The organism is Pseudarthrobacter oxydans, from assembly GCF_013314975.1.
GTDB lineage: Bacteria > Actinomycetota > Actinomycetes > Actinomycetales > Micrococcaceae > Arthrobacter > Arthrobacter oxydans.
Genome location: NZ_JABTYH010000016.1, coordinates 25,636 through 43,622, shown reverse-complemented (window position 1 = coordinate 43,622; position 17,987 = coordinate 25,636). Strand labels below are relative to the sequence as shown.

The 17,987-nt window shown below is 61.7% G+C and carries 19 protein-coding genes, 2 tRNA genes and 1 pseudogene; 9 read left to right on the top strand and 13 right to left on the bottom strand.

Features of this window, described 5'->3' with window-relative positions; all coding sequences use genetic code 11:
- Positions 1-8: 8 nt before the first annotated feature.
- The 3 genes from HTS88_RS12095 to HTS88_RS12085 all read left to right on the top strand — a co-directional run bounded on the left by HTS88_RS12095 (position 9) and on the right by HTS88_RS12085 (position 2,007).
- Positions 9-980 (top strand): hypothetical protein, encoded by a 972-nt coding sequence (locus tag HTS88_RS12095; RefSeq protein ID WP_174178678.1) that lies wholly within the window; start codon positions 9-11, stop codon positions 978-980.
- A 243-nt stretch (positions 981-1,223) separates the two neighbouring features.
- Positions 1,224-1,436: a hypothetical protein gene (locus tag HTS88_RS12090; RefSeq protein WP_174178676.1), complete on the top strand. Its 213-nt coding sequence runs from the start codon at positions 1,224-1,226 to the stop codon at positions 1,434-1,436.
- Positions 1,437-1,557: 121 nt separating this feature from the next.
- Positions 1,558-2,007, top strand: coding sequence for a hypothetical protein (locus HTS88_RS12085; protein ID WP_217432548.1), 450 nt, complete (start codon positions 1,558-1,560; stop codon positions 2,005-2,007).
- Here HTS88_RS12085 and HTS88_RS12080 read toward each other — a convergent pair.
- A pseudogene (locus HTS88_RS12080) lies at positions 1,994-3,139 on the bottom strand (IS3 family transposase). The gene HTS88_RS12085 and the pseudogene HTS88_RS12080 overlap by 14 nt on opposite strands.
- A 265-nt stretch (positions 3,140-3,404) precedes the next feature.
- Between HTS88_RS12080 and HTS88_RS12075 the strand changes: the two are divergent.
- Positions 3,405-3,479, top strand: a tRNA-Pro gene (locus HTS88_RS12075).
- Between the two features lie 16 nt (positions 3,480-3,495).
- On the opposite strand, the gene HTS88_RS12070 is transcribed toward HTS88_RS12075, so the two are convergent.
- A complete protein-coding gene (locus tag HTS88_RS12070) occupies positions 3,496-4,386 on the bottom strand; it encodes a G1 family glutamic endopeptidase (protein ID WP_246256255.1) in 891 nt (296 codons plus the stop codon).
- A 309-nt stretch (positions 4,387-4,695) separates the two neighbouring features.
- Between HTS88_RS12070 and HTS88_RS12065 the strand changes: the two genes are divergently transcribed.
- Positions 4,696-4,875 carry a hypothetical protein gene (locus HTS88_RS12065; protein ID WP_174178671.1) on the top strand — a complete coding sequence of 60 codons (180 nt, stop codon included), beginning with the start codon at positions 4,696-4,698 and terminating at the stop codon, positions 4,873-4,875.
- Between the two features lie 68 nt (positions 4,876-4,943).
- A complete protein-coding gene (locus HTS88_RS12060) occupies positions 4,944-5,198 on the top strand; it encodes a hypothetical protein (protein ID WP_174178669.1) in 255 nt (84 codons plus the stop codon).
- Positions 5,199-5,372: 174 nt separating this feature from the next.
- On the opposite strand, the gene HTS88_RS12055 is transcribed toward HTS88_RS12060, so the two are convergent.
- The 6 genes from HTS88_RS12055 to HTS88_RS12030 form a co-directional block, all read right to left on the bottom strand.
- Positions 5,373-7,262, bottom strand: a complete 1,890-nt coding sequence (locus HTS88_RS12055) for a zinc-ribbon domain-containing protein (protein ID WP_217432547.1) — start codon at positions 7,260-7,262, stop codon at positions 5,373-5,375.
- A 318-nt stretch (positions 7,263-7,580) separates the two neighbouring features.
- Positions 7,581-8,225 (bottom strand): DUF6308 family protein, encoded by a 645-nt coding sequence (locus tag HTS88_RS12050; RefSeq protein ID WP_174178665.1) that lies wholly within the window; start codon positions 8,223-8,225, stop codon positions 7,581-7,583.
- 731 nt (positions 8,226-8,956) lie between these two features.
- Positions 8,957-9,133: a hypothetical protein gene (locus HTS88_RS12045; protein WP_174178663.1), complete on the bottom strand. Its 177-nt coding sequence runs from the start codon at positions 9,131-9,133 to the stop codon at positions 8,957-8,959.
- 32 nt (positions 9,134-9,165) lie between these two features.
- Positions 9,166-9,387: a hypothetical protein gene (locus HTS88_RS12040; protein ID WP_174178661.1), complete on the bottom strand. Its 222-nt coding sequence runs from the start codon at positions 9,385-9,387 to the stop codon at positions 9,166-9,168.
- 872 nt (positions 9,388-10,259) lie between these two features.
- Entirely contained in the window at positions 10,260-11,054 is a 795-nt protein-coding gene (locus HTS88_RS12035; protein WP_174178659.1) for a metallophosphoesterase family protein, read from the bottom strand.
- 306 nt (positions 11,055-11,360) lie between these two features.
- Positions 11,361-11,585, bottom strand: coding sequence for a hypothetical protein (locus HTS88_RS12030; RefSeq protein ID WP_174178657.1), 225 nt, complete (start codon positions 11,583-11,585; stop codon positions 11,361-11,363).
- A gap of 104 nt (positions 11,586-11,689) precedes the next feature.
- On the opposite strand from HTS88_RS12030, the gene HTS88_RS12025 reads away from it, so the two are divergent.
- Positions 11,690-11,995, top strand: a complete 306-nt coding sequence (locus tag HTS88_RS12025; protein ID WP_217432546.1) for a helix-turn-helix domain-containing protein — start codon at positions 11,690-11,692, stop codon at positions 11,993-11,995.
- Positions 11,996-12,053: 58 nt separating this feature from the next.
- On the opposite strand, the gene HTS88_RS12020 is transcribed toward HTS88_RS12025, so the two are convergent.
- The 5 genes from HTS88_RS12020 to tmk form a co-directional block, all read right to left on the bottom strand.
- Positions 12,054-12,470 carry a hypothetical protein gene (locus HTS88_RS12020; RefSeq protein ID WP_174178652.1) on the bottom strand — a complete coding sequence of 139 codons (417 nt, stop codon included), beginning with the start codon at positions 12,468-12,470 and terminating at the stop codon, positions 12,054-12,056.
- A 187-nt stretch (positions 12,471-12,657) separates the two neighbouring features.
- Positions 12,658-12,730, bottom strand: a tRNA-Thr gene (locus HTS88_RS12015).
- A 103-nt stretch (positions 12,731-12,833) separates the two neighbouring features.
- On the bottom strand, positions 12,834-14,399 hold the full coding sequence (locus HTS88_RS12010) for an alpha/beta hydrolase (RefSeq protein WP_174178650.1): 1,566 nt from the start codon (positions 14,397-14,399) through the stop codon (positions 12,834-12,836).
- Between the two features lie 16 nt (positions 14,400-14,415).
- Positions 14,416-15,558, bottom strand: coding sequence for a DNA polymerase III subunit delta' (locus tag HTS88_RS12005; RefSeq protein WP_174178648.1), 1,143 nt, complete (start codon positions 15,556-15,558; stop codon positions 14,416-14,418).
- The gene (gene tmk, locus HTS88_RS12000; protein WP_174178646.1) at positions 15,555-16,253 is read right to left on the bottom strand and encodes a dTMP kinase; all 699 of its coding nucleotides are present in this window, start codon (positions 16,251-16,253) and stop codon (positions 15,555-15,557) included. The genes HTS88_RS12005 and tmk overlap by 4 nt, the downstream gene beginning before the upstream one ends.
- Positions 16,254-16,367: 114 nt before the next feature.
- Between tmk and HTS88_RS11995 the strand changes: the two genes are divergently transcribed.
- Together HTS88_RS11995 and HTS88_RS11990 are read left to right on the top strand one after the other, a co-directional pair.
- Positions 16,368-17,558: a trans-sulfuration enzyme family protein gene (locus HTS88_RS11995; protein WP_174178644.1), complete on the top strand. Its 1,191-nt coding sequence runs from the start codon at positions 16,368-16,370 to the stop codon at positions 17,556-17,558.
- Positions 17,559-17,567: 9 nt separating this feature from the next.
- Positions 17,568-17,921, top strand: coding sequence for a DUF2516 family protein (locus HTS88_RS11990; protein WP_174178642.1), 354 nt, complete (start codon positions 17,568-17,570; stop codon positions 17,919-17,921).
- The last annotated feature ends 66 nt before the right edge of the window (positions 17,922-17,987 follow it).

Below are 17,987 nucleotides of genomic sequence, written 5' to 3'. Positions count from 1 at the left end.
CCTAGGTCATGGCGAAAAACTTCAAACTCCCTACGGGCTGGTACTTCTCGACGATTACCGACCTTGTCGATAACGTGCTGCCCCCGCTGCTTGGCAAATTGACAGTGGACAACGCCTGGGCATACGTCTATGCCATCACTATGTGGTCTGAGAATGTGGACGGAACGGAATACTTTCACATCATCGAGTCTGACAAGCTCAATACAAAAAATGGCCGGATGCTCGCTGCGCGGGCGGCAGATTATCTGGCAACCCACCTTGTACCAGGAGAGACCCGAGACCCCCTTACCGTCGTCGACCAAATTGGCAAGGCTCGTGCCGAAGTGAGAGCGAATCAGGGCTTCGGACCTCCAAAAACGAAGCGAGACCCGAACGTCACCGGTGCCGCCTTCGAAACTGCGCTCCAGGTGTTGGTAGAAAAGCTTTGCGGTGTCATCCCGTCTCGCACGCCGCCTTTGCGCACTCTTCAGGGCTTCGAACTGGCCCCGGAGGGATACCACTCGCGCCCGGATCTCGTACTCTTTGGGCCTCGTGACTTCAGACTCCTAATATCCACCAAGTGGACGCTCCGCAAGGAGCGGGTCGGCACGTACCTGCATGAGTCTTATTTCTACAGAAAGCGTCGCCCAGACCTGCAGATTGCATTCGTAGTCAATGAGTTCCAGCCAAACATCCTGCGGCACCTCAGCACTGACCCGCTGGTTGACCGGGTTTACCACGTAAACAAGCGAATGCTCTTGGACTTACGCTCGCCATTCGCGCAACTTCCGCCGGGCACTAGCATCCCCGTTGAAACGCTCACCGGCAGCCATCCGGACGCAAAGGCGTACCGACAATGGATCAGCATGGAGGACCGGATTTTTGACCTGACGGACATGTTTGCCGACATTAGGATGCTAAGGAACAAACCCGATCTGGTGATCGACCCTGAGCAGGTGGACGGCGGAGTTGGGGAAGATGACGACGAGGTCGGCATCTGACCTTAGCTGTTCCGCTGGGCCCGGGAGCGGCACAACCTAAGCTATATGTTGGGTGGCCTCAGCGGCCGCTACTGAAATGACGTCAGCGTCCCCGTTCGCCGCTGACGTTGGGTCCCGGGTGATAGCCCGGGAGTCGACCGGATCATGGCCTAGATCTCGCCGTCTGACTCCGCTCAAAGGTGAGCCAGCAGGAGAAGTTGAACGATAAGATCCTCCCAGAGACAGAGTCGAAGGAATCAGTTCATGGGCGAGCAGGAACAACCGCTGGGGTGGTTTTATGCTGTCGAGACGCGTGACGCCGTGGCACAAACCCGAGATGGATGGCCCTACTTTGAGGCGCGCCCTAGAGGCGTTGACCTGAAGGGAATGCAATTATTCGAAATCCGTTTTGGAGACGGCGAATGGATGCTGGCTGTTGAAGTTGACCTATTGTCGCGTGGTTTAGCGGGGGCCTAGTGCTTCCTTCGCGTTAAGGGATCATATCCGCGGCCGTTGATTCGGCGTCGAGGGACGCCGTCGTCATTTCCGCGGCGAGCACGCACCTAAGCCAAGCCGGCGGTTCTGAAATACTGTCCAGATGACTTATCAGCGCGCGCGGACGCTCAGCCTCAGGAGCCATTCGGAGTACAGCGAGAAATGGCTTCAGGAGCGGATTGCCGAAGACCCCTCACTGCTCGGGCTTGGAGAACTAGTCGTTCGCGACATCGAGCGCCGACAGCCGCGCGCCGGTCGCCTGGACTTGCTTCTGTCCGACCCGGAGACGGGCACTCGCTACGAGGTCGAACTGCAACTGGGAGCCACTGACGAGGCTCACATAATACGGACCATCGAATACTGGGACATCGAGCGCTCCCGCTACCCCCAGTTCGACCATGTCGCCGTCATCGTCGCTGAGGACATCACGTCCCGATTCCTGAACGTGATCAGCCTTTTCAACAAGGCCATCCCGCTCATCGCAATCCAGATGAACGCCCTACAGATGGGACTGCCCCGGCTTTTGTTGACTCGGGGTCTTAGGCCGCTGTGAGCGCGGTCCGGTTGATTGTTTCATATTCGATGGGCGTGAGTTTGCCCAGCCGTCTTTGCCGTCGCCGGCGGTGGTAGGTCCTTTCGATCCAGGTCGTGATGGCGAGCCGGAGTTCCTGCCTGGTGAGCCACCGCTGACGGTCCAGGACGTTCTTTTGAAGCAGCGAGAAGAACGATTCCATTGCGGCGTTGTCCGCGCACGCACCGACCCTGCCCATCGATCCGGTGAGCCCGTGGTGCCGGAGCGATTCGACGAACCGGCGGGACCGGAACTGGGATCCCCGATCCGAGTGCACCACTGTCCCCGCGGGACGACGTGCCCGCACCGCGTTCTCCAGTGCGGCCACGGCAAGCGAGGACTTCATCCGCGAGTCCATCGAGTAGCCCACGATCCTGCCGGAATAGACGTCCTTTACCGCGCAGAGGTAGAGCTTGCCCTCGGCCGTCGGGTGCTCGGTGATGTCCGTCAGCCACAGCTCGTTCGGCGTCGCGGCGGTGAAATCCCGCTCGACCAGATCGTCGTGGACCGGCGGCCCGGGTCTGCGGTTCAGGCCACGCTTCTTCGAGAACACCGACCAGATGCCGTGGTCCCTGCATAAGCGCTGGACCCTGTTCTCACCCGCCACGATGCCCATCCCCGGGAGTTCGTCGGCGATGAACCGGTACCCGAACGCAGGGTCGTCGGCGTGGATGTTCAAGGCGGCGTTGACGAGGTGCGCATCGATCCAATCGCGTTCCGTCACCGGGCTGGCCCTCCACCGGTAATAGCCTTGCTTGCTGAACTTCAACACCCTGCAGGTCACCGCCACGGGAACACCATCGGCGGCAAGATCCGTGACCAGCGGGTAAATCATTTTGGGTTGATGTCCCTGGCCAGATAGGCAGCAGCCCGGCGCAGAATCTCGTTCTCCTGCTCCAGCAGGCGGTTGCGCTTCTTCAGTTCCCGCATCTCGGCCGACTCCGCCGCTGCCGGGCCGGTCCCGGATTCCTTACGTTCAGCGATGGCAATCCAGCGCTTTAGCGTCGTGACCGAAAGCCCGAAATCCTTCGCAATCTGCGCCAGCGGCGCCTCGCCCTTCCTGGGCCACATCAATAACATCCTGGCGGAACTCCGCCCCATAAGCCGTGGGCATGCTCAACATCCTTCCACGAGCACAAGCTCGCTAGATCAAGGAGTCAACAAAACCGGGGGCAGTCCCCACCGCCGGGGACGACCCGGTGAAAGTCCGTAGGGCACGCCTGTTCAATCCGGCGCGGATCGCCAACGTTATCTACCAGGTCGTCAGCGAACACCTCAGGGAGCGGCGAGAACGCAAGGCGCAAGCAAGGCATTAGCCAGTAGCCGGCACGCCAAGACAAGGGGGCGGCACGTCCCGATCACCGATCAGAAGTGCGCGCCGGGGTAGAGCTCAGCTTGGCTAGAGCGCCCGCTTTGGGAGCGGGAGGTTGCAGATTCGAATTCTGTCACCCCGACAGATTGTCAGTGCTTCTAACTGTCATTGAGCCATTTCCACGTGATTTTTCCTGAGGTTTGATCGACTGACGTGTTCACCATCTTTCGCCGCTCGATGTCGATCCCCAGTTTCTTGTTGTACCAGTAGGACCACATGTCCACTATCAAGGCATTTGAACTATGGATGTCCAGCCCGTCGATCGGGTTGTATATTCCAGTACCGCCGCCCCAGCATCCGGCTGTGAAATCGGTTTTGTCGGCCATCGAGAATTTTGCAAGCTTGGGATACACCCTGTCTACAGTCGGCCTCTCGACTATGCATTCCGCTCGTGCTCTTTGAGTCGCTCCGGCTTGCGTTTCGAATATCTTGAAGTAGGTGTTTGAAGAACCGACGTTCCTTACACCTGAGTCTCGTACGCTGAATTCTGCACGGAAGCTGTTCTCGTTGGGGTAGGGATAGTAGAGGAGTGTCAGCCAGATGTGCTGGCCAGAGCGCAGCGGCGGCATACCCGGCATCTGGGTGCTTTCAAAGTCCGGGTGCGCCTGGTACCAGCCATTCCAATGGGGCGCTCCGCCTACGCAGCGGCCCATAATCCCGGCCTGTGTGACATTCGGCTTGGTGCCCCCATTGGATGATGCTGAATCCATGCCGGCCCATATTGAAACCCATCCGTCACGGGTTCTCTTGCAGTCCAGAATGGGGACGACGAACTCCATTTGAACTAAGTCCACGGGAGCACTGCCAAGGTTTTTTGGTTTGCCGATAACGCCGGACCAATTGTCGCTCTTATCTTCAAACGAGGTGGCCCGTGCGGGTACTGCGGCCGAGAGACCCAAGGCACACGACAATAGAAGGGCAATCAGCGCGCTTAGGACAGTGCGCCTGGGCGGGACTGGGGCAGTGCCGACGAGGGCCCGGTTCAACATGGTCTCCCTGGGAAGGGAGCCGCCACATCTGCATGCCGGCTCGTCCGTGAAATGGATCCCCGGCGCCCAGCGGCGGATTGCCCTCAATCTCCTCCTGTTCCGGGCGGCTGTCAACGCCTTGGTCTACCCCTTTTTGGAATTCAGGGTGTTGCACTCACCACCTGAACTCGCCCGGCGTACCAATCATCAATTATAAGACACATTGAAGGCAGGCATCTCGAAACTTATTGGTATGCACTAGTTTCGACGCGACAGCAGTCAAGCGACGGGCCCCTACCGGCCGCCTCGCCCAACAGTTGATGTCGGGGAATGGTGAAGCGCAAGGCCGGAGAGCAGACGGTCGTCGTGAAGGCGGACGGGAAGGAAGCCCGCGTCGTCGTCCGGAACGGTGTCGTGCTGCTTCCCAAGGGATTCAAGCCCGTGGGCCGCCGCAGCCGTTCCCGCACCAAGACACCGGTGGGGCGGCCACGGTCAACCTTGCCGGTCTGAAGGACTCGCCCGACTACGGCCCTCGCGCCGTCACGCGCCGACTCATTGACGCGCTCGGCAACAACGCGGTGGCAGCCCTGCTCGGCGTCAACAAGGACAGGCCGGGCAGGTGGGTGTCCGGCAAGGACTCACCCGACGAGGAAAACCGTGCCCAGCTGGCAGACCTGGACGCCCTGGTCGGCCACCTGCACAGTGCCTTCACCCGGGCCCAGGCCCGGCTGTGGCTGGAAGGCCAGGATCCCCACCTGGGTGCCCGGCCCATCGATGTCTACCGGTTCGAAGGGGCAGCTCCCGTCCTGAAGGCGATCCGCGCCTACGAGTAGGGAGCGTTCGCATAGGTGGATTTCTGGCGTGTACTGACCTGGCACCCCTCTGCCGTATCACGCGCCCGGGACTCCACCCAGCAATGGGCCCGGGCCACCCACGACACGGCCATCAGGGACTTCGTGCTTGGCATGTGTGCGGAGAGAGCAGTGAGAGTCTTCACCGGCTTGTCTTCACTGGCTGTCGGGGGGCGTGCTCCGCGGCTGAGCGGGGTCTCGCGTGGAGACCCATTCCTGGACGGCCTTCACAACCTCCTGCGGCTTGGGTGCCGCTGAGTAGACGCGCAGTTCCTGATAGTGGTGATGCTGGATGTCCAGTGCAGGGAGGTCGTCTTCGCGTAGTCGGACCACGAGATAGCCGGCTTCCAGCAAATCCCGAGTTTTGTGTTCATCGACGAGGACCTTGGAGGGGTGCCCGTGCCAGTATGCGCCGTCGTATTCGATAACGACCGGGTGACCAGCGATGGCTGCGCTGATGTCAGCCGACCACGATTTCCTGGTCCTGAATGAGGCGTGCCGCAGTACTGCGCCGGAACGGGCCCCAGAGAAGGCAATCTCGGCAGCAGCGTGGTGGGCCAGTTCAATCTTGGATTTGCCCACCATTTTGCATTCAGGGCAGCCTGCTCCATTGGAACGCACAGTCAAAGAACTAGGCCAGACGTGCGCACTGTTGATTGCGCAAACCCATTCAGGGTCAAAGTCTGTTTTCCCGTACGGCCTAACGTGCCAGGCTGACACGGGATTGGAGGGGCTCCATTCCGCCGCCAGCCCGGGGTCCTGCCACGCGAGTGATCCAAGCTTGGTTTCGCACTTGGGACAGCGGAGGCGGTCGTACTTGTCGCGGTCCCGAGGGGTGGCGGGCCATTCGTTACCGCAGCAGTCTGCAACCCACCAGATAGGGCGCTTCGAGTCCCACACTACGGTTTGCGGGGTGAGCTTGCCGTTTCGGGTCGGATGCCACTGGCTTGCGATCTCGGGCAACAGGTCCGCCACCGTAGGCCGGCCCGCCTGTCGGGTCTGTGCAGCTTTGCAGCTGGGGCAACCGGATTGAAGGAAGGTCAGGGGAACCAGGCTGCAGGTGTGGCCTTCAGGGCATTTGAACCGCTTCAGAGGATAATCGCTACCTCCGACGACCATTACCTGGGACGGGTCTTCCTCGTCGATCCAGGCAGCCAGAAGTTCAGGAACGTCGGCAACCGGTGTGACTTTCCAGCGTTCATACTCTTTGCTCCACTCGGCGCTCCGTGCAGCTTTGCACACCGGGCAGGAGGGTCGCAGAGCGGTCATGTCATTGACCTTTTCCGGAAACCGGTGCCCGCAGGTGGGGCACTTCCAATGGCAGACCCGCCGTGCTTTCAGAGTCACCGTCTGCAGGGATGCTTCATCATTGCGTTCATAGTCCCACCACGACAACGCGTCGCTGCCGGAATCAACCAGCAACTGCCGCCCCGAGGCTTTTGCCCCAGGCGTCACCGACCTCTTGTTCTGTTTGCACGAACAACCCCAGCTGTAGTCGCCCAGTCGCTGCGCTGTGATCCTGCCGCACTCCCGGCATCTGCCAACGAGAGGGTCCATGCCGTCGTTGACCTCGACCGTGTCCGAGATGAAGTCGAACCCGTGGCGGTCAAGGTGGGCCCTCAGCCTCTCCTCGGGCCACCAATGCGCGTCGAGGTACTGCTGGCCCTCAGGCTCGGGGAGGAGGCCCAGAACCAGATCAGGTTTCTGAGCGCGCAGGATCGTCTGGAGCATGACTCCTATGGCGTCCAGCGGATTGCCTGCCCTGCAGTGTTCTGCCCACGTCCGCCAGTGGCAGGCGCGGCAGGTCTTTTCGTTTTCGGCGTTCTTGTCGGTGATGTAGGTGAACTTGTAGTGGGCAGTGACGTGGCACTCCATGCACTCGGTGAGCCACCAGTTGTCACGGCCGGGGAAGGGCTCCAAGGCTTTGAGTCCGCCCTGTTCCAGGATCTGCCCAATACAATCCAGACACCAGGAAGGTTTGCTGGTCGTGCGGTAGGCAGCTTGGTCTGAGCAGCCCAAGGTCGAACAAGCCTGCGGTGTCGCCAAAACGTCCCCCATATTCTCGTGCAGCTCCCAATATAAGGGGCACCCGCCCAACGAGGGAGGATCTGAGAGTTGGAAAATAGGTGCCGCCGTATCGTCGAGACTTGAAGCTTCGGTTCACGCCAGGCACGGAAAGTTAGGAGCGAAAGTTGAGGCGCGCTGGTACGGCGACAACGGCGCCGCTACCCCGATCAAATCCACACGGGCCTTGGTCGCTTTAGCCGCAGGCTACGTTCTAGGACGACGTCGAGCACCAACCGCCATTGCCGATATTGAACGAATTCTCGAGCTCGGGCGGGCGACCACCGGACCACGTACCCATCAGTTCTTGCGGCGGCCCAGCTCCCAGCCAATGATGTCCAAGGCTCGCAAAGGGGAAATTCTTGGCCCTGGGGCTATGGATGCGATCTCCTCCCATTGTGCATATTGCCCATCCAAATCACGTTGCAGCGCTTCCAGCCATGCCAGCCGGTAGTCCCGCTTACTTCGATTCTTCTTGGGAGGAACGGGAGCGCCGACACAGTCGGTGTAGCAGTAGCGGATCTTGGCATCGAAGAGCGGCAGCAGTTCTGGGCGTTTACGGTGGAGAACTTTAGACAAGGTGGTGAGCTTTACGTTGTCTGCGGGCCTCTCTTCCAGAACGTCGAAGAGGTCGGCAATAGCTTCCAAAGTGGCAACCGACGCGTCACGCAGGCTGCCCTTCAGATCCGGGCTCTGCAATCGCTTATTGAGCAGCTCCAGCTGACTCTGCAGGCCGTAGTAGACCTTCAGAGGCTTGTTCGACACATTGAGTAAGACGACGGCCGGAAGATCCTGCGGCGCGATCAGATCACCGTCCGATCCCGGGTACCCGTCGTATGCCGGGTACGCCGAAGCTCCTCGTCTCCCAACCAAATACTCGATTGCCCAGTCCTTTGCCTCCTCGAAATCAACCTGTGCGGCACCAACCCTCAACGTTGTCGTCATGACGACATCGTATGTTGAGTCCGAGCCCGGTCTGGCTGTCCTCGATGGGTGTCTGCCGCGGATCGGGCAAACGGACGGGTGCCTTTGCCGTGCCTCTCAATCGTCGCCCCATCCTACGACCGGCACCCCATAGCTTTTCAGCATGCTGTACAGCGTTTGGAGTCGCAGTTGTCTGCCCGAAGGCCCAACTCTGACGTGCGATCCCAGACAGGGTATCCGGGGTTGGGAACAGGAAGAGATGGACACCGGAAGGATCTTGCGAGTTCAGTAGACGAGCAGCCGGTCATCTGAGTTCAGCCGGGTGTTTTTGGAGCTTCCGTTCTTCCGCACGCGGAATCCTGGCCTAACTCCTCAACCCTGGATCTGACTGATGTCCACCGGTGCTCTGTAACTTCCTCGCGCCGACCACAGTATCGATCGTAGCGCCACCGCTCAGGGGCAGTTCGCTATGAAGTTATCAAACAACGACCACTCAAGGAGAAGCCAATGCTGGTTGAAGCGGACCGCGAACGGGACCACCTCTGCCATAGTCCATGCGTAGGCCGCCAGAGGACAGCTGATCACCTGTTTTCAGCTGTTGAACGGGGGCGATCGCGCTTCTCAGCAGCATCCCAGCGATGATGCGCGGCTTCGCGACTGTCGGTCCGGGCTTGAGCGAACAGCGGCGACCCCTGGTGAGCGGTCGAGAGCACTGCTGAACGCGGGCGTCAGGGACGATCCTTCGACCGGTTTCACGCTTCGTTAGCGATCAGCGACTCGCTGACGGAGTCGGCCTGGATGGAGGCGCCACATTCGGCCCGGACGTTCTCCCAGTCGTGGTTGTCCACATCGGCGTCGTAGTGGTCCCGGCAGGTAGGTCTCGATGATGAGGCTGTTGGCGTCCAGCCAGGAATCGCGGCAGGCCTCATCGGTGCCCAGGTCGGCGGCCGGAATGATGTCCCTAAAAGTTCAGGAACTTGGACGCCTCCTCATGGAAGGTGCCGCCGTCGTCCGAGCACAGGACAGACAGCCGGGTGATGACGTCGCCATCGGCGTACTCGGTGAAGTCTTCGGACTCTCCCGGCGCCAGACGGATAAAGGCGTCGGCAGCGAGGCTGATGGACGTCTCGGGGTGGGCGGCGGGGATGCCCTGCGGCTGGCGGTTCACTGGAGAGGTGCTCATGCCTGAAGAGTGTGCGGCGCCATGCGTAGCTGAGCGACTTGCAGGTGTAGGGGGGCACGGTGCCCCCCCTTCTGCCCCGGACCAAGCGCTAAAAACCGCGAGTCTTTTACGCTGGGCCGTTTCTGGACCGGAGAAGGGACTACCGACCACTACCGACCACTACCGACCGGGTGGTAGGGAGAAGTTCGGAATCAAAAACCCCGGAAACAAAGGGCGAAAGGGCCCTTCTATCTATCTATACCTACTTACCTACCTTAAAACACACACATACACATAGGGCCACAGTGATGATGTTTCCCCTCCCAAAACACAACACATCACTGTTCCCTTATGGAGACGTTGTTCCCCGGTCGGTCTGGTCGGTATTCCCCTTCCCGGGCACCCAAAAACCCCTAGAATCCGCGGCAAAACAGGGCATAGAAACTACCGACCGGCGGTCGGTACACGGGTGGCAGAGGGTGGGATTTGCCCCCAAAACGGTAGGTTTTTTGGCTGATGCAGGGTTTTGGCGGTGGGGCACTCTGCCGGTGTGATGGCCGGCCGGCACTCAAAGAGGGGTGTCAAAAGGCCCGCCCCCTGGTCGGTATCAGGGGACGGGCGTGGTCGGTCAGCGCCGGTCAGCGCAGTGCGAAGCTCTTCTCCAGCATCGGATAGACCGCTTCACGCCAGTTCCGCCATACGCTCAGCCGCGGCATATCCAAGTGCCGGTTGTAGGGCCTGTCGAAGACGAGCTGATTCCAAGTGGGTGTGTGGGCTCCCTTAACGGCCGGGTGGTCATCGATGACGATGTCCCGTCATTAATAGGATGTCCGACCGACACGGGCCGGCCGAATCCTCCAGTGTTCTGGCCGCTATCGCCGATAGAAGAGGATTTAACGATTACGCTCGCCGGGTCGGCAGCCCCGGATCTCAAGCGGTTCGACTCTGAGGCCGCCACTGCCGGGTCTGAGGATCACGCCGTTGCCTTGACGGTCATGCTCCATACCGAGGACGTCCACGCGGGTGTCAGATCCACCGGGATGGGCAATGTAATCGACAACGCGCTGGTGGTGGTGTCCGCATAGCAAGTTCGGAGGCTGTATTTCTCGCACGATGTCAGCGAGCAGGCGCCTAGTGCGATTAGCTCTCTTCTGAACATCTCCCGGCAGATCGAGCTGTGACGTTACATGTACGCCCAGGGGGGCGTCGTGTGAGATGAGTATCTCGACAGGGCCGCCGGCGATTAACTGCCTTGCTTGCTCTGCCGTTAGCTCCTCGTCGCTGAACCAATTCTTGGTCGGAACGCGAAGCTCCTTGTCCACAGAATATGCGCCTCCGACGCCTCCCACTGTATGGCCGGCGATAACCGAGCGGCCTCCTTTGGGAAGAATCTTGAAGTTGCTGCGCCAAGTGATCAGCCCGTCATCATCGACGGGCAGCTTGCTAATGTTTTCGAGGCAATCGTGGTTACCAGGTGACAGCACAAGAACCTGCTCATTCGCGACAAGGGCTTTGTTCAGCCTCGTGTCCTGCAACCCGCGCTTGGGGCCGGGCCAGTCAACTCCCCAGTCTCCCACGGAGACGATGACCCGAACGCCTTCACGCGCCGCGGAATTGATGGCTAGCCTGGCCCACTGAATGTCTCCGTGCCAGTCCCCGAACACCGCGATTGCATCGGCTTTACCCATGGTCGGCCACCAGAGGCTCGATCCGGACAACCGGGGAGGTGGTGCGCAGCGTCACTGCGGCATCAGTCCTAACTTGTAGCCAAAGCTTTGCGGGTTCGCCGACCCTGCAATCCTCGACCATCAGCAGCTCGAGTGTCTGGCCATCACGCCGGAGGCGCGACAAATCAACGTCGAGGAAATCTTTACGAGGGGCAGTGGCCGCCATCTGTCGGCTTGCCGTCCTGTTATCCAGGTCCAGGACGTAGCGGCTCCCTGTTGCGGTAGTGACTAGATAGGCGCCCTTTTCGTCATTGGTCAGACCTTGACTCACGGCTTGCCAAGGCTTTCAGCCGGTGACGTAACCGGGTCTATGGGGGACGAAGAGGCTGCTGGCGTAGGAATGGCCAAGTAGTACGGATGGCCGGTCTTGAAGTCAGGCAGGCAAAGAATTTCGTCGTCGTCCGACATATCCGCAGGGGCGAGACTCAGGAAGTGTTTCATGTCGCCGAGAGTAATCGTGCTTGCTAGATCGAGGATTACTGCTATCGCCATTGCTCTTTTCCTTCTCCCTCTTCAACGCAGAGTGTGATGAAACTCCATTAGCTATGTGCCACTAGTAGAGCAGACATTCGTGTCTCCTTCCAATGACATTGAGTGTGCCAGTTAGACCGAGCCAAACCCCCGAAGACATTCTCGACCGCTGGGCGGCCCGACGACGCGAGGTGGGCGCCAGAATCCGCACTCTTCGCCTTGAACGGGGCCTTAGCCAGGAGGCCTTGGCGCTGGAAGGCGGATTTAGCAGGAACATGGTCATCGGCATCGAGTGGGGACGGAAGAGCGTCGCCTACGAGCGTTTGTGGGATATAGCCGCCGTCTTGGGAGTCGACGTGGGGGATTTGATCCTGCCACCGAAGCAGGGATCCGACGACTCAAGCCCCGAAGCATCCTCACATGTTCCGTAGTCCAAGCTCCCGCTCAATGCCGGAGCTGGCTGGCCGCCCATGCCGTAGCCACCGCCCTCTACCGGGAACTAAGTACGTCTAGAGGAAACGTTCGACTGAGCCACCCAAGCGCAGGCTCTCGCCGTAGTGCCTGGATGACTTTCGGTGCGCCCAGGACCAGTAGTGCCACCTGAAGATCTTCGCCGACCAAGTGCTGAAACGCCGCCACGGCAGTAGGTACTTCGGGAGCCAGTCTGCCCGACCCTGCATTGACGATTATGTAGCCGTGCCTTGGCAGTTGCGCAGCTTGTCTCAGGTCCTTTGCTGAGATCTCGATGACTGGCCATCCGGAAAGCGCTGCAGTTCTGCGAGCGGTTTCTATGACGAGCTCGCCACTTTTGGGGTCTTCGACTGATGCCAAAGTGATCTGCTCCATACCGTGACCTGAATTTCTTAGGGTGTAGGCGAGATCGTCAGCCCATTCGGTGAGGCTCATAGCCTCACCATAGCCTTCGGCAAGAAATTCTCCATGATGGCTAGAATCGCAACTCTAGGAGCCAGAAGTATTGGAAGGAGATCAAAGTGTGCCATAAGTGTGCCCTGACCTCAGGCGGCACCAACCGCTTAACCAGCGAAAAACCCCGGAAACCCCTAGATGTAGGGGCTGTCCGGGGTTTATCCCGAGCTTCCTATCAGAATCGAACTGATGACCTTTTCATTACGAGTGAAACGCTCTACCGACTGAGCTAAGGAAGCACCGCACGAATCTCCGGCAAAACCGGGCGCTTCATGCAAGAGTCAACTGTAATAGAGTCCCGGCGCCCGGGTCAAAATGGGCGCCCGGGACAGGGTGAGGCCTTCAGCACACCGTGTTGTCGGCGGGAACCTGGCCGCTTACCAGGTAGCGGTCCACGGCGTCCTCGATGCAGCTGTTGGACCGGCCATAGGCGGTGTGGCCTTCGCCTTCCCACGTGAGGAGTGCAGCGTTGCCCAGCTGCTTGCGCAGCGATGACGCCCATTCCACCGGGGTGGCAGGGTCGCCGGTGGTGCCGATGACAACGATGGGGGAGCCGCCGTCGTATTCCACCGGCGACGGCGTGCGCACGCTCTCATACGGCCAGTCCACGCAGTTCGTGCCTCCGTATGCAAAGAAGTACCCGAAGGTGGGTGAGTCCTGCATCAGGCGCTGCTGCTCCGCACGCATGGCGGCTGTATCGGACTCCATGGGGTAGTCAAGGCAGTTGATGGCATTGAAGGCGAAGGTGGAATTGGACGTATACGTCCCGTTGGAAGAGCGGTCGGCCCCCAGGTCTGCGAGCCGCAGCATGAGGCTGACGTCTCCCGTCATTGCCGCTTCCAGGGCCTGGGTGAGGGCGGGCCAGCTTTGGTCGTTGTACAGCGGCGTGATCAGGCCGCTGACGAACATGGTGGCATTCACCACCCGCCCGTCCTTGGCGGTCCGGGGCGTTTGCTGGACCGCGGCGATCAGGTCGCGGATCTGCTGGACGCCGGAATCCACGTCCCCGCTAAGGGGGCAGCCGTCCTGGCCCTGGCAGCTGGCAACATAGGCGCGGATTGCCTTCTCGAACGCACGGGCCTGCCCGCTGGTCAGCTCTTCGTTGCTGATGGAGGGGTCCAGTGCTCCGTCCAGCACCATTCTTCCCACGTTGTCAGGAAACAGGGAAGCGTAGGTTGAGCCCAGGAACGTGCCGTAGGAGTAGCCAAGATAGTTGAGTTTCGGATCATTGACCACGGCCCGAAGAATGTCCACGTCCTTTGCGGAACTGACCGTATCGATGTTCCCCAGCACCGGACCCGTCTGCTCTTCGCATTGGGCCGCAGTCGCCTTGTTGTCCGCCAGGACCTCGGCAAGTCCGGCATCGGTTTCGAGGTCGTAGATCTTTGCCCTCGCGGCATCCCGTTCGGCGTCGGTCATGCACGTGACGGGGGCTGAGCGTTTCACGCCCCGGGGGTCAAAGCCCACAAGGTCGTAGGAGTCCCGCACGGCCTGTGAAAAATGCGTCCCGGCCGCATCCTTGACGAAGTCATAGCCAGACGCGCCTGGACCGCCAGGGTTGACCAGGAGGCTGCCGGCCTTCTTTCCCGTGCTTGGAGCCCGCAGCGCGGCAATCTGGATTGTCTCGCCGTCGGGGTTGCCGTAGTCCATGGGCACAGTCACGTTGGCGCACTGGAACTCGTTCTCGCACGGCTCCCAGACGACCTCCTGGGAGTAGAACTCCTCCAGCCCTTCCGGTGCAGACGCCACGATCGACGGGTCCGCCTTGGCGGTGGCCGCCTCCTGGCTGCGGACTTCACCATTCAGGAGGCTGCAGGACGCCAGGACCATGGCCAGGACCATGGCCCCGAGGGCGCGGACGCCGGCCGCCGCGAATCGCGGGCGTACTGGCAGGGGGCGGGCAGTCATCGGTCTCCTTGAAGGGCTAGATCAGGCTGGCTGCCATGGACTCAATGGTCAACAGCGGTGCAACGTTGGTGGTGGTGATGCGTTCGCGCGCTTTGTTGATGGCGTCCATCCGGGCGAGCGTTGATTCCGGCGTGGAGCGGTTGGCGAACTCCTCCAAATCACTCCTGAGCTCAACGTTCACGAGCTCCACGGCATTCCCGAGCTGGATGATCAGCACATCCCGATAGAAGGACAGGAGATCCGTCAGCGTCCGGTCCAGCGAGTCCGTGATGGACCGTTTGGCCCGCCGTTTCTGGTCGTCCTCCAGCTGCTTTACCTGGCTGCGCATGGCCGGAGGAAGCGTCCCGGAGTCCGGTGCGCCCAGTGTTGCCAGCAGCGCGGCCTTCTCCGCGGCGTCCCGTTCCTCATTGGAACTGTTGGCCTCTGCGGTGGCGATCTTGACCAGCTTGTCTGCCATCATCACTGCCGCGGTGACGCCCCGCAGGCCGAGCGGAAACCGGACAGTTTCCAGCCGGCGTTCCCTGGCGGCGGGGTCGCGCGCCAGCCGGCGGGCGATCCCAACATGGCTCTGCGCCGCCCGGGCCGCACGCTCAGCGAGCGCCGGATCCACGCCGTCGCGCTTCACCAGCAGGGCAGCGACGTCAGCGGCAGGCGGCAGCCGCAAAGCCACGCTGCGGCAGCGCGAGCGGATGGTCACCAGGACGTCCGCCGGGGACGGGGCGCAGAGCATCCACACGGTCCGGGGAGTGGGTTCCTCGATGGCTTTGAGGAGGACATTCGTGGTGCGCTCGGCCATCCGGTCCGCATCCTCCACCACGATGATGCGCCACCGGCCTGTCGAGGGCCTGTTGCCGGCGGTGGCCACCAGCTCCCGGGCTTCGTCAATGGTGATGGTGACCTTCTCGGTCCGGACGAACGTGACATCCGAATGGGTCTCACCCAGGATGGTCAGGCAGGCGGAGCAGCGGCCGCATCCGCGCTGGCTGACGTCGTCCTGGTCGCAGTTCAGTGCCGCGGCAAAGGCCTTCGCCGCGTTCGAACGCCCGGAGCCCGGCGGGCCGGTAAAAAGCCACGCGTGCGTGAGCCCCTCGCCGCTGGAGGCCTGCCGCAGTTGTTCGACGACGGCGGGTTGCCCTTGCAGGTCGTCCCACACCGTCACGGCCGGCCACCTGCCGACGGCTCATGTCCCGGAAGAATATCTGCCGGGACGCCGTGGTGCGCGGCCAGGAGACTGTCCACTCCTTCGAGGATGCGCTCCGCCAGCCCATCGACCGGGTGGTGGGCGGGCAGCACGAGATATGACTCCGGACGGCTGCGGGCCAGCTCCAAAAAGGCATCCCGGATACGGGTATGGAAGTCATCAGCTTCAGATTCCAGCCGGTCTTCGGCAGCATCGCCGGCTGTCCGGCGGCGGCGGCCAACGGCGGGCTCGACATCCAGCAGGACGGTGAGGTGGGGCTGCAGGCCGGAGGTGGCCCATTCGTTAAGGGACCGTACGGCGTCCTCGCCCAGTCCGCGTCCTGCCCCCTGGTAGGCCACCGATGAGTCGATGTAACGGTCCGTCAGGACGATCTCGCCGCGTTCCAGGGCGGGCCGGATGACCTGGGCGGCGTGCGCGGCCCGGGAAGCGGCAAAGATGAGCGCTTCCGTGCGGGCATCGATGTGGCCGTGGCCGTGATCAAGTACCAGCGAACGCAGTTTTTCGCCGATGGGAGTTCCGCCCGGCTCACGGGTACGCAGGACGGTGAGGCCCCGGGATTCCAGGGCTTCTGCAAGCCGGGCAGCCTGCGTTGATTTGCCGGCGCCGTCGCCGCCCTCAAACGCGATGAAAAGCCCGGCCCTTTGATTGCTCACCCATCAAGCCTACCGATCCCCGCTGACAAAACCGATCGGGCCTGTGGACGGAGGCCGGTGCCCCTGCGGGTAACAGCTTTCCGGGGGACTGCTGCCGGACAGTACGCTTTCACCATGAGTCTCTCCGAACAGCAGGCCGGCGCGCTGTCAGCCGAAACGGTGGTGGTTGCGGCCGGACGTCCCCCCAGGGAAAGGGACCAGCCGGTCAATCACCCTGTCGTCCTTTCCTCCACATACTTTGGCACCGGAGCCCTCGGGGACGGCGACCGTGGGTACGGCCGGTATTCCAACCCCACCTGGGATCCCTTCGAGGAGGCGCTCGGCCAGCTTGAAGGTTCCAAGCTGCCGGGGCTGCTCTACTCATCGGGGCTTGCGGCGGTCAGCTCGGCCCTTTCCCTGATCCCCCCAGGGGGAGTACTGGTCATGCCGATGCACAGCTACTCCGGTTCCTTGGTGATGGCTTCCGAACTGGCGCAGAAGGAATTCGTCGAACTGCGCACCGTGGACATCGCGGATACGGACGCCGTCAAGGCCGCCCTGGCACCGAATGGCCCCAACGCCCGGGCTGCTTCCATGCTGTGGCTGGAAAGCCCCACCAACCCCATGCTTGGCATCGCCGATATCGAGGCCCTGACGTCAGCCGCGCACGCCGCCGGCGCCATCGTCGTCACCGACAACACCTTCTCCACGCCCCTTGTCCAGCAGCCCCTGGCCTTGGGGTCCGACGTCGTCCTGCACTCGGTGACCAAGTATCTGGCAGGCCATTCCGACGTCGTCCTGGGCGCCTTGGTGACGTCCAACGCAGACATCCGCTCGGCCCTGCTCCACCACCGGACCATCCACGGCGGGATCGCGGGACCGTTCGAGGCCTGGCTGGCGCTGCGCGGACTGCGGACGCTGGCGCTGCGGATAGAACGCTCCCAGGCCTCTGCCACGGTGCTGGCTGAACGCCTTGGCGCACACCCGGCCATCGAGTCCATCCGGTTCCCTGGCCTGACCGCGGATCCCGGCCATGAACGGGCCAAGGTCCAGATGAAGGGGTTTGGCTCCATCATCTGCGTGCAGGTTGCCCCCGCCGCAGGACTGAGCGGCGCTGACACTGCCGACAAACTCGTCCGCGCGCTGCAGCTGTGGCTTCCCGCGACGTCGCTGGGCGGCGTTGAGTCCCTCATCGAACGCCGACGGCGGCACACCGCCGAGCCGGCGAGCGTTCCGGAGAACCTGGTGCGGCTGAGTGTGGGAATCGAAAACGTGGAGGACCTCTGGTCCGATTTGAAGCGGGCGCTGGACTCGCTGGGCGGCTAGGCTGGGCTTGTGGACGGTGAACTGATTATTCGGCCTGTAGAGCAGGCAGTGTTCTTTATTCTTGCCCTGGTGGCGCTCGGCCTTGAGCTGTGGGCTGTAGCCGACTGCGCCCGGCACCGTGCCAACGCGTTCGAGGCCACGGGCAAAAGGACCAAGACTTTCTGGCTCGCACTGACCGGCGGTGCAGCCCTGATTGGTGTCATCTCGTTCTTCGGCAGCGGAGGCGGCTTTTTCGGCACGCTCGGCCTGTTCGGCCTCGCGGCCGTAGTGGCCGCGTCCGTTTACCTGGCGGACGTGCGGCCGGCAGTCAAGGACGCAGGCCGGGGCGGCAGCCGCAACACCGGCCCCTATGGTCCCTGGTAGCCAGCCGGTGGACTGACCTCGCCTTTCGCAGCACAACCCACCCCGGGTTTCCCAGGGTCGCGAGCC